The sequence below is a fragment of the Collinsella aerofaciens genome, from assembly GCF_028209885.1.
Lineage (GTDB): Bacteria > Actinomycetota > Coriobacteriia > Coriobacteriales > Coriobacteriaceae > Collinsella > Collinsella aerofaciens_BA.
Map to the genome: position 1 here is coordinate 14,336 of NZ_JAQLEM010000001.1, position 15,206 is coordinate 29,541.

Annotated in this window: 14 protein-coding genes; 7 read left to right on the forward strand and 7 right to left on the reverse strand. The window is 61.7% G+C overall.

The window, feature by feature from the left end; translation table 11 throughout:
- Nucleotides 1–140: 140 nt before the first annotated feature.
- Together PMX21_RS00070 and PMX21_RS00075 are read left to right on the forward strand one after the other, a co-directional pair.
- Nucleotides 141–3,887, forward strand: coding sequence for a phosphoribosylformylglycinamidine synthase (locus PMX21_RS00070; RefSeq protein WP_271756966.1), 3,747 nt, complete (start codon nt 141–143; stop codon nt 3,885–3,887).
- A 98-nt stretch (nt 3,888–3,985) separates the two neighbouring features.
- Nucleotides 3,986–4,921 carry a DMT family transporter gene (locus PMX21_RS00075; RefSeq protein ID WP_271756967.1) on the forward strand — a complete coding sequence of 312 codons (936 nt, stop codon included), beginning with the start codon at nt 3,986–3,988 and terminating at the stop codon, nt 4,919–4,921.
- A 102-nt stretch (nt 4,922–5,023) separates the two neighbouring features.
- On the opposite strand, the gene PMX21_RS00080 is transcribed toward PMX21_RS00075, so the two are convergent.
- The 4 genes from PMX21_RS00080 to PMX21_RS00095 all read right to left on the reverse strand — a co-directional run bounded on the left by PMX21_RS00080 (nt 5,024) and on the right by PMX21_RS00095 (nt 8,532).
- Entirely contained in the window at nt 5,024–6,166 is a 1,143-nt protein-coding gene (locus tag PMX21_RS00080) for a GGDEF domain-containing protein (protein WP_118081261.1), read from the reverse strand.
- Between the two features lie 187 nt (nt 6,167–6,353).
- On the reverse strand, nt 6,354–7,376 hold the full coding sequence (locus PMX21_RS00085; protein ID WP_195544283.1) for a 2-keto-3-deoxygluconate permease: 1,023 nt from the start codon (nt 7,374–7,376) through the stop codon (nt 6,354–6,356).
- A 150-nt stretch (nt 7,377–7,526) separates the two neighbouring features.
- Nucleotides 7,527–7,850: an AzlD domain-containing protein gene (locus PMX21_RS00090; protein ID WP_035137063.1), complete on the reverse strand. Its 324-nt coding sequence runs from the start codon at nt 7,848–7,850 to the stop codon at nt 7,527–7,529.
- Entirely contained in the window at nt 7,840–8,532 is a 693-nt protein-coding gene (locus PMX21_RS00095) for an AzlC family ABC transporter permease (protein WP_195544282.1), read from the reverse strand. Before PMX21_RS00095 ends, PMX21_RS00090 begins: the two co-directional genes overlap by 11 nt.
- Nucleotides 8,533–8,658: 126 nt before the next feature.
- On the opposite strand from PMX21_RS00095, the gene PMX21_RS00100 reads away from it, so the two are divergent.
- Nucleotides 8,659–9,471 (forward strand): HD domain-containing protein, encoded by an 813-nt coding sequence (locus PMX21_RS00100; protein WP_195544281.1) that lies wholly within the window; start codon nt 8,659–8,661, stop codon nt 9,469–9,471.
- Here PMX21_RS00100 and PMX21_RS00105 read toward each other — a convergent pair.
- The 3 genes from PMX21_RS00105 to PMX21_RS00115 are packed head-to-tail and all read right to left on the reverse strand — an operon-like array spanning nt 9,468 to nt 13,093.
- On the reverse strand, nt 9,468–10,673 hold the full coding sequence (locus PMX21_RS00105) for an electron transfer flavoprotein subunit alpha (RefSeq protein ID WP_271756968.1): 1,206 nt from the start codon (nt 10,671–10,673) through the stop codon (nt 9,468–9,470). The two genes, PMX21_RS00100 and PMX21_RS00105, sit on opposite strands and share 4 nt — an antisense overlap.
- Complete coding sequence (locus PMX21_RS00110; RefSeq protein ID WP_271756969.1) at nt 10,674–11,489, reverse strand: electron transfer flavoprotein subunit beta/FixA family protein; 816 nt, start codon at nt 11,487–11,489, stop codon at nt 10,674–10,676.
- Between the two features lie 2 nt (nt 11,490–11,491).
- Complete coding sequence (locus tag PMX21_RS00115) at nt 11,492–13,093, reverse strand: FAD-binding oxidoreductase (RefSeq protein WP_271756970.1); 1,602 nt, start codon at nt 13,091–13,093, stop codon at nt 11,492–11,494.
- Between the two features lie 345 nt (nt 13,094–13,438).
- Between PMX21_RS00115 and PMX21_RS00120 the strand changes: the two genes are divergently transcribed.
- The 4 genes from PMX21_RS00120 to PMX21_RS00135 all read left to right on the forward strand — a co-directional run bounded on the left by PMX21_RS00120 (nt 13,439) and on the right by PMX21_RS00135 (nt 15,195).
- The gene (locus PMX21_RS00120) at nt 13,439–13,735 is read left to right on the forward strand and encodes a hypothetical protein (RefSeq protein ID WP_055287150.1); all 297 of its coding nucleotides are present in this window, start codon (nt 13,439–13,441) and stop codon (nt 13,733–13,735) included.
- On the forward strand, nt 13,732–14,241 hold the full coding sequence (locus tag PMX21_RS00125; RefSeq protein WP_035137057.1) for a hypothetical protein: 510 nt from the start codon (nt 13,732–13,734) through the stop codon (nt 14,239–14,241). Before PMX21_RS00120 ends, PMX21_RS00125 begins: the two co-directional genes overlap by 4 nt.
- A gap of 89 nt (nt 14,242–14,330) precedes the next feature.
- Nucleotides 14,331–14,930, forward strand: a complete 600-nt coding sequence (locus tag PMX21_RS00130) for a hypothetical protein (protein ID WP_035137056.1) — start codon at nt 14,331–14,333, stop codon at nt 14,928–14,930.
- Nucleotides 14,914–15,195: a hypothetical protein gene (locus tag PMX21_RS00135; protein ID WP_035137055.1), complete on the forward strand. Its 282-nt coding sequence runs from the start codon at nt 14,914–14,916 to the stop codon at nt 15,193–15,195. The genes PMX21_RS00130 and PMX21_RS00135 overlap by 17 nt, the downstream gene beginning before the upstream one ends.
- Nucleotides 15,196–15,206 lie beyond the last annotated feature (11 nt).

Genomic DNA, 15,206 nt, shown 5'->3' on the forward strand with positions numbered 1-15,206 from the left:
GTCCTCAACGCGCCACGAGCTGTCGTATCATAGTGAGGTTTACAAACATGTGGCTCAAGGCGACCGCGGGGCAGGCCCCGCAAACCGACCGCTGCCGCATACCGTACCGTACGCCCAACCGATCAGGAAGGCAGGAACCAATGGTCTCTCGTATCTACGTGGAGAAGAAACCCGGGTTCGACGTCGAGGCTCAGCAGCTCAAGGGTGAGCTGACCGAAATTCTCGGCATCAAGGGCATCGAGGCCCTGAGGATCATCAACCGCTACGACGTCGAGGGCATCGACGAGGAGCTTTTCCGCTCCTGCGTGCCGACCGTCTTTAGCGAGCCCCAGGTCGATGTGACCTACGACGAGCTCCCCGCAAGCGATGGCGCCGTCTTTGCCGTCGAATTCCTGCCTGGCCAGTTTGACCAGCGCGCCGACTCCGCCAGCGAGTGCGTGCAGCTCATCAGCCAGGGCGAGCGCCCCGCCGTGCGCTCCGCCAAGGTCTATATGATCTCGGGCGCTCTGGACGAAGCCGCCATCGAGGCCATCAAGCACTACGTGGTGAACCCCGTCGAGGCGCGCATCGCCTCGCTCGACCTGCCCGAGACGCTGTACATGGAGACCCCCGAACCCCAGCCCGTCGAGGTGCTCGACGGCTTCCGCGAGCTCGACGAGGCCGGCCTTGCCGCCTTTATCGCCGATCGCGGCCTTGCCATGGACGAAGCGGATATCGCCTTCTGCCAGCAGTACTTCCGCGATGAGGACCGCGACCCCACCATCACCGAGATCCGCGTGATCGACACCTATTGGTCCGATCACTGCCGCCACACCACCTTCGGCACCGTCCTGGACGACGTGACGATCGACGACGCCGTGGTGCAGCAGGCCTTCGACCGCTACATGGAGATGCGCCACGAGCTCGGTCGCGACGCCAAGCCCGTCTGCCTCATGGACATGGGCACCATCGGCGCCAAGTACCTCAAGAAGACCGGCGTCATGACCGATGTCGACGAGTCCGAGGAGATCAACGCCTGCACCGTCAAGGTGAAGGTCGATGTCGACGGCGAGGACCAGGACTGGCTGTTCCTGTTTAAGAACGAGACCCACAACCACCCGACCGAGATCGAGCCCTTCGGCGGTGCCGCCACCTGCGTGGGCGGCGCCATCCGCGACCCGCTCTCGGGCCGCAGCTACGTGTACCAGGCCATGCGTGTCACCGGCGCCGGCGACCCCACCGTCCCCGTGTCCGAGACGCTCGAGGGCAAGCTGCCGCAGCGCAAGCTCGTAACCACCGCCGCCGCCGGCTACTCCAGCTACGGCAACCAGATCGGCCTTGCCACCGGCCAGGTCAACGAGCTCTATCACCCCGGTTACGTGGCCAAGCGCATGGAAGTTGGCGCCGTCGTGGGCGCCACCCCGGCAAACCACGTTCGTCGCGAGTGCCCCGCCCCCACCGACAAGATCATCCTGCTGGGCGGCCGCACCGGCCGCGATGGCATCGGTGGCGCCACCGGCTCCTCCAAGACCCAGAACACCGAGTCCATCGAGACCTCGGGTGCCGAGGTCCAGAAGGGCAACGCCCCGGTCGAGCGCAAGCTGCAGCGTCTGTTCCGCCGCGGCGACGCCTGCCGTCTGATCAAGCGCTGCAACGACTTTGGCGCCGGCGGCGTCTCGGTCGCCGTGGGTGAGCTTGCCGACGGCCTGTATGTCGACCTGGACACCGTGACCAAGAAGTACGACGGCCTGGACGGCACCGAGCTCGCCATCTCCGAGTCCCAGGAGCGTATGGCCTGCGCCGTCGCCGACGGTGACGTCGAGGAGTTCATGGGCTACGCCGCCGAGGAGAACCTGGAGGCGACCGTTATCGCCGAGGTTACCGCTGAGCCGCGCATGCGCATGGCCTGGAACGGCGTCGCTATCGTCGACCTGTCCCGCGAGTTCCTCAACTCCAACGGCGCACCCAAGCACCAGGTCGCCCACGTGTGCGCCCGTAGCGTGTGGCAGCCCAGCTGGGCCGGCACCACGCTCGCCGAGCGCATGACCTCGCTCGTCACCGACCTCAACGTCGCTTCCAACAAGGGCCTTTCCGAGCGCTTCGACTCCACCATCGGCGCCGCGACCGTGCTCATGCCCTTTGGCGGCAAGACGCAGCTCACCCCCAGCTCGGCCATGGTCGCCAAGTTCCCCGTGGACGGCGAGACCACCACGGCGAGTGCCATGGCATGGGGCTTCAACCCCTATCTGATAGAGGCCGACCAGTTTGCGGGCGCCTACCTGTCCGTGGTCGAGTCCATCGCCAAGCTCGTGGCTGCCGGCTTTGAGCACAAGCGCGCCTATCTCTCCTTCCAGGAGTACTTCGAGCGTCTGCGCACCGAGGCCGAGCGCTGGGGCAAGCCCACGGCAGCCGTCTTGGGCGCCCTTATGGCCCAAGTCGACCTGGGTGCCGGCGCCATCGGCGGCAAGGACTCCATGAGCGGTTCGTTTGAGGACGAGACCGGCGAGCTCAACGTTCCGCCGACCCTGATCAGCTTCGCCGTCGCCGTGGGCAAGGCCGCCCGCGCCGTCTCGCCCGAGTTCAAGGGCCTCACGCACCGAGTCGTCCGCATCGCCCCCGCCACCTATGGCGAGGACTACCGTCCCGACGCCCAGCAGCTGCTCGCCGCGTTTGACGCCGTCGAGGCGCTCACTGCTACCGGCGACGCCCTGGCCGTCTCCACGCCCGGCTACGGCTGCGGCGCCGAGAGCCTCTTTAAGATGTGCGTCGGTAACCAGATCGGTATCGAGCTTGCCGAGGATGTAGACGTAGAGAGCCTCTTCACCCCGCTCTACGGCAGCTTTATCGTCGAGCTCGCCGAGGACGCCGAGCTGCCCGAGGTCGCCGACGGCGTTGTCGTCGAGCCCCTGGGCACCACCGTCGAGGGCTATGTCATCGATACCGGCTCCGAGGTCATCGAGCTCTCCGAGCTCCAGGAGGCCTGGGAGAGCGGCATCGAGGGCGTCTTTGCCTACCGCAGCGCCGGCGAGACTGCCAAGGTCGAGACCATCGACTTCCGTGCCAAGGATATCCACGTGTACAGCGGCGCCAAGATCGCCCGCCCGCGCGTGGTAATCCCCGTGTTCCCCGGCAACAACTGCGAGTACGATAGCGCCCGCGCTTTCCGCGCCGCCGGCGCCGAGGCCGACACCTTCGTGATCAACAACCTCACGCCCGAGGCCGTCGCCGAAAGCACCCACGAGCTTGCCCGCCGCATCCGTGCAAGCCAGATCGTCATGATCCCCGGCGGCTTCTCGGGCGGCGACGAGCCCGATGGCTCCGCCAAGTTCATCACGGCGTTCTTCCGCGCTCCCGAGGTCACCGAGGCAGTCCGCGACCTGCTCAAGGCCCGCGACGGCCTGATGCTGGGCATCTGCAACGGCTTCCAGGCCCTGATCAAGCTCGGTCTGGTGCCCTACGGCGACATCGTCGACGCCACGCCCGATGCGCCCACGCTGACGTTCAACACCATCGGTCGCCATCAGAGCCGTCTGGTGCGCACCCGTATCTCGTCCAACCTGTCCCCGTGGCTATCGCAGTGCAGCCTGGACGACCCCTACACCGTCGCCATCAGCCACGGCGAGGGCCGCTTTGTCGCCAACGACGAGGTGCTCGCCCAGCTCATCGCCAACGGCCAGGTCACCACGCAGTACGTGGGCGAGGACGGCAAGCCCAGCATAGATCTTTCCGTCAACCCCAACGGCTCCGCACTCGCCATCGAGGGCATCACGAGCCCCGACGGCCGCGTCCTGGGCAAGATGGGCCATGCCGAGCGTCGTGGCGACAACCTGTACCGCAACGTGCCCGAGCATGTCCCCGGCGATAAGTTCATGCCGATCTTTGAGAGCGGCGTGGCCTACTTCGCTTAATGCGTCCCATCGGGTACAATCCCCTCGGGTAACAACACCCGCCACCGGCACACCCGGTGGCGGGTTCTTTTTTGCTTCGCGCATACAGGAAGGACATCATGGAAAGCCGCAAGCCGTATCTCGCCACCCTACCCGGACTCATCCTGGGCTGCCTCGTCTGCTGTGCGCTCTGGGGGTCGGCTTTCCCCTGCATCAAGATCGGTTACGGGCTCTTTGGCATCCCCGCGCACGATAGCGCCTCACAGCTGCTCTTTGCGGGCTTGCGCTTCACGCTTGCCGGCGCCCTGGTTATCGTTGGGATGAGTGCGGCCCAACGCCGTCCCCTCATTCCGCAGGCTCGTGACATCAAGCCCATCTTTGTCTTGTCACTCTTCCAGACTATCGGGCAGTACTTCTTTTTCTACCTAGGACTCTCGCGCGCCAGCGCCATGTCGAGTTCCATCATCGAGGCCAGCGCCAACTTCCTCGCAATTCTCTTTGCCGCCTTGGCATTTCACACCGAGAGGCTCAATACGCCCAAGGTGCTTGGCTGTGTGCTGGGCTTTGCAGGCGTCGCGCTCGTCAACCTTTCGGGCGCGGATGGCACCTTTGGCTTTACGCTCGACGGCGAGGGATTTATCTTGGCTTCCACTGTTGCGGGCGCCCTGTCGACCTGCCTCATTGGCATCTTCTCGCGCGAGCATGACGGCGTCTTGCTCGCCGGCTGGCAGTTTTTAGTCGGTGGCGTGGTCCTTACCGCAATCGGGTTTTTGATGGGCGGCACGTTTTTCCCCACCGAAATCGCCCCCGCCATCGCGCTCATCATTTATATGGCGCTCATTTCCGCCGTCGCGTACTCGCTGTGGTCCCGCCTGCTCGCCGTCAACCCCGTCAGCCGCGTTTCGGTCTTTGGCTTTATGAACCCGGTCTTTGGCGTGCTGTTGAGCGCACTGCTGCTCGGCGAGGGCGCTGGCACGAGCCCCGTTACCGTACTTGTTGCCCTGCTGTTGGTCTGCGGCGGCATCATCATCGTCAACAAACCCAAAAAAGCCTAGCGAACCGCCCTTATTTAGTAGAGGAGATTCGCATGCTTTAGCTTAATGGAGTACATCGGTGAGCTGAGGGCCGCAACGCACGCCAGCGTTCGCCCTTTTTTTCTAGCGTATCTGGACGCCGGCTTTCTTCTTCTCGCGCTTTACGCGGTAGAGCTCCGCGTCGGCAGCGCGAAGTAAGTCTTGCCAGGTATCGACACCGTCACCAACCCGTGCGTAGCCGATGGACATCCGCAACAGATACGGGACCTCGGCGCGCGCGAGCTCGTCGCTGATTGCCGCGCACAGACACATGATGTCCTGCTCCGCCGTCGCCTTTTGAAGCACCACAAACTCATCGCCGCCATAACGTGCGATAAAGCCACCAGACGCCGAGCAGACCTCTTTGAGCGTAGCAGATATGACCTGGAGGGCATGATCGCCCTCAACATGTCCATACCGGTCGTTAATCTGCTTAAAGCCGTCAGCGTCCATCATAAGCAGATATACATCTTCGGCCTGATCCACATTTGAAAAGAGCGACAGCATATAGGTCTCAAAACGGTTGCGATTGTTGAGGCCAGTCAACGGGTCGGTCGAGATCAGCTGCTCCTGGTAGATGATGTAGAGCAGCAGGATGCTCAGCGTTATACCGACACAAAGGCCCGGTACCGAAAACAAAACCTGGAAGGTACCGCCCACCAGAGCGGGAACCGCAAAAAAGGCGAGGGTGCGATAAATGGCCTTCTTTTGCAGACTTTCGACTTTTCGAGTCTGAATAAAGGCATGCAAAGACGTATATATGATGTAGCAGTAGCTAACGATAGGCTGAATCATATAAAGCGCTCCGCGACGATATACGCCCTGTGCATCGATATAGAACATAGTGTGCGTCCAGTAGCTGGTAAATGCCAGCACGACCACCAATACGGTTGGCAACGTCACGAGCGCCACCCTATAGCGCGCGGTCAAAAGGCGTGAGCCCTGCACTGTCTCGGAATAGAAAAACCAAATGAGGCACGCGATGGCGAACAGCGAAAACGAGACCGCGTTGGAAATCCAGTTGGCCGTGATGCCTACAGGAGTGCTCACGCCGTCCGAGAGCGTCCAGATCATATCGAAGAAAATGTAGGCTGCAGACGTGTAGCCCAGCATGCTAAACAGAAGCTGCTGGGTGCTCGAGAACAAGGAGCGGCGGCTTCGTGCGGCAAGCCCGATAAGAACAATCATGCATAGCAGGAATATCTCAATCTTGAGTGCCTTAACCACTAGACGCCATCCCTTCAATATTCAAGTGGTCAGAATCGCCCGATTCTGGTCTGGGCAACAAACACCCCCTACCCGCAGGGGTAAGGGGAATCATAGCAGAGCGCCCGAACGTCACTGCAAAACAGTCATCGTTCGGGCGCTCAAACGGCGCGAATTGCACTCCGGCATCATTGATTGGTAGCGATTGCTATTCGCCATCGATGTCGGTCGCGACGGCCTCCTCGATGGCCTCGACACCGGCAGGCGACAGGTCCTCCTTGCCCTGGCAGAACTTCTTGTCGACCCAGCCGGTCAGAATCGGAGCCATGATTGCCGTGATGATAACGGCAGTGGCGATCTGGGCGTACGCGGTGGGCGCAAGCTCGGCGTAGCGCGGCGCGACCTCGGCGAGAGCAACCGGCGTGGTCATAGCCGTGCCGGCGATGGTGGAACAAGCCACGGCAGCCTTGCCGTTACCACCGCACAGGCGCTCGAACGCAAAGGTGATGGGACCGACGACAAACAGCGTGACAAGGCCCAGCAAGATGCCGGAAATACCGCCGGTGATAAAGCTCGACAGGCTCATGGACGCGCCAAGCTGAAATCCGATGACGGCAATCGCAGGGTTGGAACCGGGAACCAGCAGGTTCTTGATAAACGGGAACAGGTTGCCCAGAACCATGCCGATAACGAGCGGCAAAATGGAGCCGATGATAGTACCGACAGGGATGTTGGCAAGACCCGAAACACCAAGGATGATCATCGTGACGGCGGGGCCGGCCGTAAAGAACAGGATACCGACGGCGCCCTGCTCGGACTCATCGCCGAACTCGCCCATGATGCCCGTATAGAGCGCCATGTTGCAAAACGTAATGCCGCCGATGATAGACACGGAGCTCAGACCCAGGAAGTTGTCGTTAAAGAAATATGCCACGCCTAGGCCGAGAGCCGCTGCGACGACCAGCTTGGGAATCAGCACGACGATACCGGTCTTGATGGCGCCCGGCGTGGACTTAAAGCTGATGCCGGCGCCCACGAACAGCAGGATCGCGGCGACGATGGTATTGGAGCCACCGCGGCAGGCAGCCGTAAAGAAGCCGCCGATCTCAAAAACCTGCGGGCAGAAGGTGTTGAGCAAAAGACCGACGATCATCGGATAGATCATGATGTCGCCCGGGATGCGCGGAACCTTGAATTTCTTTTGCTCGTTGGCAGTCGCTTCCTGTGCCATGAAACCCCCATTTCCGCTGACGCGGAACAAAAGCCCACGTCATGCTTTGCTACAGTAAAGTTTGACCATGGTACCAGAAGAAATAGACCAGCTCGGTGAAAAATTCGACAAGTTGGGATGGAACGAGATTCGGCGCCCGCGACGCCACCCCTATATAAGGCTCAAGACGATATAGAGTACGATGCCCGAGACGCAGCACCACAGCATCGATTTTGTCTTGACCGCCACGACCACGACGCCGGCGGCCGCAATCCAGGGAACCAAGGCAGGCCAGAGTCCCGCGTCGAACGCGCCGGGGCTCACCAAGTCGTTGGCGACCAGCGCGGCAAAGGCAGCGGGCGGGATATAGCCCAGGGCCTCGGTAATACGGGGCGACAGGGTCCGCCCGCGCAAGGCGAACGCCGGCGCGATGCGAAAGAACGCGATAGCAGCCCACGACGACAGCCACAGAACCAAGAACTCGTTAACGGGCATCGCGGGCACCTCTTCCGTCAAATACAGCATCGCACGCCAACGCAATGGCAATGCCGGCCACGACGCTTGCCGGCACGGCAATATTCGTGAGGCCCAAGAACTTGCATATGGCGACAGACACCGCAGCCATAACAGCAGCCACGACATTGCCGCGCGACAGCCGCTGCGAAAAGAGCAGGCAGATAAAGAGTGAGGTGCAGACAAAGGCTGCAATGGCGGTGGGAACATCGACAACGGCGCCGACGATGGCGCCCGTCGTACACGAAACGCCCCATGTTGCGATAAGGATCACGTTGAGCACGAAGGACTCACGCGGGCCCCAATCCTCCCCTTCAACCAACTTGGCAAGCGAGATGCCGTATGCCTCCTCGGTAAGTGTCGCGGCAACAGCCAGCGTCTGACACTTCGAGGCACCCGTCAGATGCGGCGCGATCGATGCCGAGTAAAGCGCAAAACGCGAGGAGACGGCGGCGACGCTCGCGACGATCGATGCTGCAGGCACACCCGCCAGCCACAGGTTGCAGATCATAAACTGCCCGCTGCCCGTCACAAACGTGCTGCTCAGAGCAAAGACCATCCAGGGCTCCATTCCCGTCTGCCCCATGATCATTCCGCACGGCGCGCCTATTGCAACATAGGTAAGCATCACCGGCCAGACGGTTCTAACGATTTTGAGCACCATACGCTTCTCACCCTGACAAGGTCTCCGAGCCGCATGTAGCGATACGGCAGAATCATCATCCGACAGCAACCGAGTTCACCTACAATTGCCACCGGATCGAAAGACACAACTTTTTAGGAAGTCATTATGACAGCTATCGATCGAGACCGGGCGCGCGCGGCCTTCAAAAGCTACACCGATGCCTACGACGCCACCAACCCACGCATCGCGCTCAAAATCGAGCATACGTACCACGTGGCCGAGGCATGCGATGCCGTAGCGCGCGAGCAGGGCTGGTCGTCAGAAGATATTGACCTGGCATGGCTTTGCGGCCTGCTACACGATATGGGCCGCTTTGAGCAGCTGCGACGCTGGGACACCTTTAAGGACGCCGAGAGCATGAGCCATGCGGCGCTGGGCATCGAGGTCCTCTTTGGCGAGAATCCCGCCGATGCACCCGCCACGACAAACATCCGTGACTTTATCGAAACCGGTGCGCATGACGAGCTCATCCGAGCGAGCATCGCCTATCACAGCGACTTTCGCCTGCCGGCACAACTCGACGAGCGTACACGGTGCTTCTGCGATATCGTGCGCGATGGTGACAAGATCGACATTATGCGCACCATCGCCGACAGCACCGTCGACACCATCCTCAAAGTGGATGAGGACGCGTTTCTAGCAAGTCGCTTTTCGGTACCGACGCTTGCCGCCTTTGACGAGCATCGGTGCGTCGCGCGCGACGAGCGCAACGAGCCGGCGGACTACCTGGTGGGGCTCATCTGCTTTATGTTTGAGCTCGTCTATCCAGCAAGCCGCGCGCTGGCGCGCGAACAGGGCGATATCTACCGCCTGCTCGACGCACCCTTTGGCATTATGCGCCCCTTTACCAATCCCACCACGCAAGCGACCTGGGAGTGCCTAAAGGACGAGATGCGCGACTGGCTGGCGCGCGCCTAGCGCTCAAGCTGGGCCAGCAGCTCCTCGACGACCTCGGCGGCGTCCCCAACAACCTTGTACTGGGCAGCACCAAAAATGGGGGCATCCGGGTCCTCGTTGATGGCGATAATGCACTCTGCCCCACCGATGCCGGCAAGATGCTGGATGGCGCCCGAAACACCGATACTCACGAGAAGCTTGGGCGAAACCGATACGCCGGTCTGGCCAATCTGATGGCGATACTCCAACCAGCCGGCCTCCACGACAGGTCGCGTGCAACCAAGCTCGGCTCCCAGAGCCTCGGCGAGCCTTCGCATCAGGGGCAGATTCTTCTTGGAGCCAATGCCGCGGCCCACCACGACCAAGCGCTCGGCATCGGCGATCGAGGCCTGCTGCCCCCACTCCTCGGCGGGAATCGAGATCTCGACACGAGCCTTAGCATCATCCGCAAGCGATATCTGGGTAATCGTGCCGGAGCGGCCGTAGTCAAAGTCGGGCGCCTTAAAGATGCCGGGACGAACTGTTGCCATCTGGGGACGATGATTGGGGCAGACGATGGTGGCCATCAGGTTGCCGCCAAACGCCGGACGCGTCTGTTGCAGCAGTCCCGTCTCCGTATCCATCGAAAGTACGGTGCAGTCAGCCGTAAGGCCCGTCTGCAAGCGCACAGCAACGCCGGGTGCCAGTTCGCGGCCAAAAGCGGTCGCACCGTATAGGATGGCCTCGGGTTTGCGTTCGGCTACCAAATCGCAGATCAAGCGGGCGTAGACCTCCGCATCGTTTTGGCGCAGGCGCTCGTCGCGACAGGCCAGGACTTCGTCGGCGCCCGCGCAAACCAGATGCTCCAGGTCGCCGAGAGAACCCTCGGGACCCATACCGATCAGTGCCACCAGACGGCAGTCGCGAGCATCGGCAAGCTCGCGGCCCTTGCCCATAAGCTCATAGGCAACGGGAGTCACCGTATTGTGCTCGTCGGTCTGCGCGAATACCCAAATGTCTCGATATGCATCAAGGTCCACCGCACCAGCGGCCTCGTCACGCTCGATCGAGATAGCGTTGACAGGGCAGGCGTCGACGCACCCACCGCATAGGATGCAGCCGTCGGTTACGCGGGCGCATCGGCTGGGTCGCTCGCCTTCCACTACGATGCCGCCCGAGGCACAGGCGCGAACGCAGCGACCGCAGCCGATACAGGCTTCGCTATCGATAATCAGTCCGCTCATCTATGCCATCCCCTCGATAATCTTGGCAAGCTTTGCCGCCTGCTCGGACGCCGTCCCCTCAACGGCCTCGCACGTTTGGTCACGGTCGGGCACAAACGAGCGCACGACCTGTGTCGGCGACCCGGCAAGACCGCAACGCGCGGGGTCGGCGTTCACGTCGGCGGCACTGACCACGCGCACGTCCGCCTCCTCCGCCGCGCGAATACCGGCAATACTCGGCATACGCAACTGGCCAATCTCCTTGGTAGTCGTCATCGCGCACGGCATCTCAAGATAGACCGTCTCCTCGCCGGCATCGCAACCGTGAACGAGCGAAAGCGCACCGCACGTCGTAAAATCTGCGCTCTGCACGCAGCTCACATCGGTCACGCAGGGAATCTCAAAGGCGCCGGCAAGCTCGGGGCCAATCTGGGCCGTATCGCCATCCACCGCCATCTTGCCGCAGATGAGCAGGTCGAAGTCCTCGTCGAGCGCTTCGATGCCGCACTTGAGGGCATAGGTGGTTGCCAGGGTATCGGCGCCCGCAAAGGCTCGGTCGGTCAGCAGCAGCGCGTCGTCGGCGCCTCGAGCGATGCAGTCGCGCAGCAGCGATTCGGTCGCGGGGATGCCCATCGACACCACCGTCACGCGCACGTCCATGCCAAAGCCGATAAAGTCGTCCTTCAGCGCCAGCGCGCATTCCAAAGCGCTCGCATCAAAGGGATTAATGACCGCCTGCTTGCCATCGCGCACGATGGTATTGGTCTTGGGGTCCATCTTGACCTCGGTGCTGCCCGGCACGGCCTTGACGCACACCACCATATGGAAATCGCTCATCTTCACGCGCCCCCTTTCTGGACGAGCTCATCCAAGAGCTTCTCCGAAAACAGGTTACCGCGACCCAGCTGCCCGGCAGGATCGAGCTGGAGCTTGAGCCGCGCCGACTCGACCATGGCCTCGTGACCGTACATCGTCTCCAAGAAGCCCGCCTTGATCTTGCCGACGCCGTGTTCTGCGGAGACGGCACCGCCCATGGCCGTGACCTCGGAAGCCCACTGGGCAAAGAGTTCTCCGCCGCGGCGATAATCCTGTGCATCGCGCGGCAGAATGTTCACATGCAGATGGTTGTTACCGATATGCCCCCAGGCGGCAGATTCAAGCCCACTTTCCGCCAGCGTGCGGCGATAGAGGGCGATAACATCGGCCAAGTGCGCGTTGGGCACCGACATGTCCGAACCCAGTTTGGTGATGGTGGGATCCATGCGGCGGCGCTCGTCGATGAGCATGTTGACGCTCTCGGGCACCGCATGGCGGAAGAATCGCTGACACTCGCGATCGACCTCGGTGCGCGCGACCCATGTCGCATCGTCACTGCCGCCCGCAAGCTCCAGTACCCACCCCAAGTGATACAGCTCCTCAGTCGCCTGGGCTTCGTCGTCGCAGTCGAGCTCCACGTAGACACAGACCTTGGCGTCTTTGTCGAGCGCAGGCAGCGAGGCAAACGCCGTCGACTGCTCGCGCTGGCGACGTAGAATATCCAGGGCGCCAGCATCGAAGTACTCGATGGCAGCCGCATGGGACAGGACGGGACGCACAGAATCGGTGAAGGACACGGCCTTGTCTTCGCTGTCGAAGAAGCAGCTCACGCCCCAAACGACCGCGGGTGCCACCTGCAGGGCAATCTCGAGTTCGGTGATGACGCCGATTGTGCCACACGCACCGATAAACAGATCGATGGCATCCATATCGTCAGCAACGAAATAGCCCGAAGCATTTTTTGTCTTGGGCATGGTATATCCGGGAAGATCGAGCTCGAGCGTACGGCCCGCTGCCGTCACGAGCGACAGGTGGCGGCCCTGGGCAAAAGCCTCGCCGCGCTGAAGCTCAAGCAAATCGCCATCAGCCAGCGCGACGTGGAGTCCCGTGATATGTGGGCGCATGGGGCCGTAGGCGTAGCTGCGGGCGCCGGAGGCGTTACATGCCGCCATGCCGCCCAGACAGGCAGACGTCTCGGTGGGATCGGTGGGAAAGAACTGCTCGGGGGCCTCTTGGAATTCCTCGTAGACCTCAAGCGATGCATGGTCCCAACCAGCAGTCGGCAGCACCTTCTTACTCAGCTGCTTGCGCAGCTCCGAGAGCACAACGCCCGGCTCCACGCGCAGCAGAAATTGGCCTTGTTCATCGCGGCGAAGGCCCAAGTAGCGATTCATACGGGAAGTATTGAGGATATGCCCGCCGTGGGGCACGGCACCGGCGGCAAGGCCGGTTCGGGCGCCCTGAACCGTTACCGGGACACGCTCGGCATGGAGCTTTTCCAAAATGGCACGGACCTCGTCTTCCGTTGTCGGAAACGAGATGCTCGAGGCCTCGCCCGATGCGCGAGATTCATCGCGGCCATACTCTTCGAACTCGTCGGTGAAGGGTTTGATGGTTGCAGACACGCGAACTCCCCCTTTAGCTAACTACAGTGTTTGCAGGGAGATGTTACCGCATCGTTTCGTCGACGTGTTCGAGACCGTCTCCATAATTGGCGATTTTTACGTTCGTGCAATTCGGCGAGCGGCTTGATTTCCTCGGCAGACGATGCTTTTGACACATATGGCCCCGCCGTCGCCGACCGCGCGATTGTCGCTCGAAAAAAGTTGGAGTATTTTTTGCCGCCTTTTACCTGCGGAGACGCCAATCCGTCAAGCATTTGGTCAGAAATTGGTCAAGTAGCGGCTGATACCGTCGGCATCGACAGCCAAAACCGATAGAAGTTTTGGCCCAGAAGCAGGGAGGTTCCCATGGCATATTACTGGCCCCAGTACGGCATCGCCATCGAAGTCGACGACGATCCCCATCTCCTGCCTTTCGACGAAGAGGCATTCCCCGATACGACGGTCTACCACGTTACCACCGATGTGATCTGCGACCCCGAGTCGTTCTCGGCGCTCGCCCACCACATCGCGCATATCCACGACATCGAGCTCCCTCCCGACTTCGACGAGCTCGTCTACTCGCGCCGTCTGATGCTTCACATGCTCTTTGGAGCGGACCCGTCCACCTTTGCGCGCATCTATACCGCCAAGGATGCCGCATGAGCGCGAAGAAGCCACCCCACTTTGCAGGCCTGGGTCGTCGCAAGAAGCTCATCGTTGCCTGCTTGGCCATCGTCTGTGCCCTTGTCGCCGTAGGACTATACGTTTGGCAGTCGCAGCCCGTACCCGAGGCGGGCGCTTCGGTTACGACGGCCGAGGGCAAAACGCGCCAGGAAATCCAAGATGAGCTCGACGCCATCGTCCGCGACAACATGATGACGATTTCGGTCGCGCCGGTCGCTCAGCTGCAGGAGGACGGCAAACTGCGCGTCAACGTGCAAAACGTCCAAGACAATAAATTTCCCCAGCGATTCCGCGTCATCCAAAACGACGAGACCATGTACGAATCCGGCGTGGTCGAGACCGGCAAGACAATCGAGACGTGCCCCGCCGGCGACATCAAAGAAGGCGAGGCGTACATCGAGATTCAGGCACTCGATGCAAAGACCCTCGACAGCCACGGCAATCCGACACGTGTCAAGGTACGGGTTGAGCAAACCGAGAACTAGCCTTCCGGCCGACACGGCACCGCATGCAATTCACCAGCATTCGTCCAATCATCGCGGGGACGGCCCGCGGCGAATAGAAAGGAACGACCATGGACATCACCAGGAACATGAACGGAGTCAGAGCGCTCGTCGTGGGCACAGGGCTCGCGCTCGCGCTCGCAATGGGCGCCGCCCCGACGCCAGCTATGGCAGCCGGGCGCGTTGGAACCACGAAGGTAATGGTCAGGACCGAGATCGACAACGTTGAGTTCAAAGTTCCGACGGTTATTCCCTTCGTCGCCAAGGCCGACGGCACGCTTCAGGGCCCCTCAGAAGACGCGACCACCATCGACAATCATTCGGCCTACGGCATCCATGTCACCAACATGAAGATCGACGCCATGAACACCTGGACCATTGCCGCCGACGCCAAGGCCGGAACCGCGCAGAACTCCATCGACTTTAAGGTCGGCCCCGACGGCGCGCTCCAGAACGCCAGCGCCGCCGCGCAAGGGACGGGCCTCGATCTTTCCAAGAATGCAGCCTTCGACATGGGCTACCAGGGCATTGCCGGCGGCACGGACAAAATCAAGCTCAAGACAAGCGGAAACGTCGCCCGCGTCACGCGCGACATCTTCCGCGTAACCGGCGAAGGCGATCAGGTTGCGACGATCACCTGGACGGTCGAGCCCGGTGCGCACACGGCATAAGGCCGTCGCCCTGGCCGCCGCCGTCAGCATCCTAGCGTTTGGGCCAGCCATGGCCTTTGCCCAGCAAGAACAGGCGCAGGCCGCCACGCAAGTGACGGTCGACCTCTCGGAGCTCGACCGCGGCGACCGCGAGGAACCGTTGGCGCAGACAGGCGACAGACGATGGCTCTTGGCAGCAGGCGCCACAGCAGCAGGCGCGGGAACCGCCGGCCTCGGTCTGCACATCAAACGCAGCCAGAAACAAAACACGGACAGGCCGCACTAAATTAGCTAAGG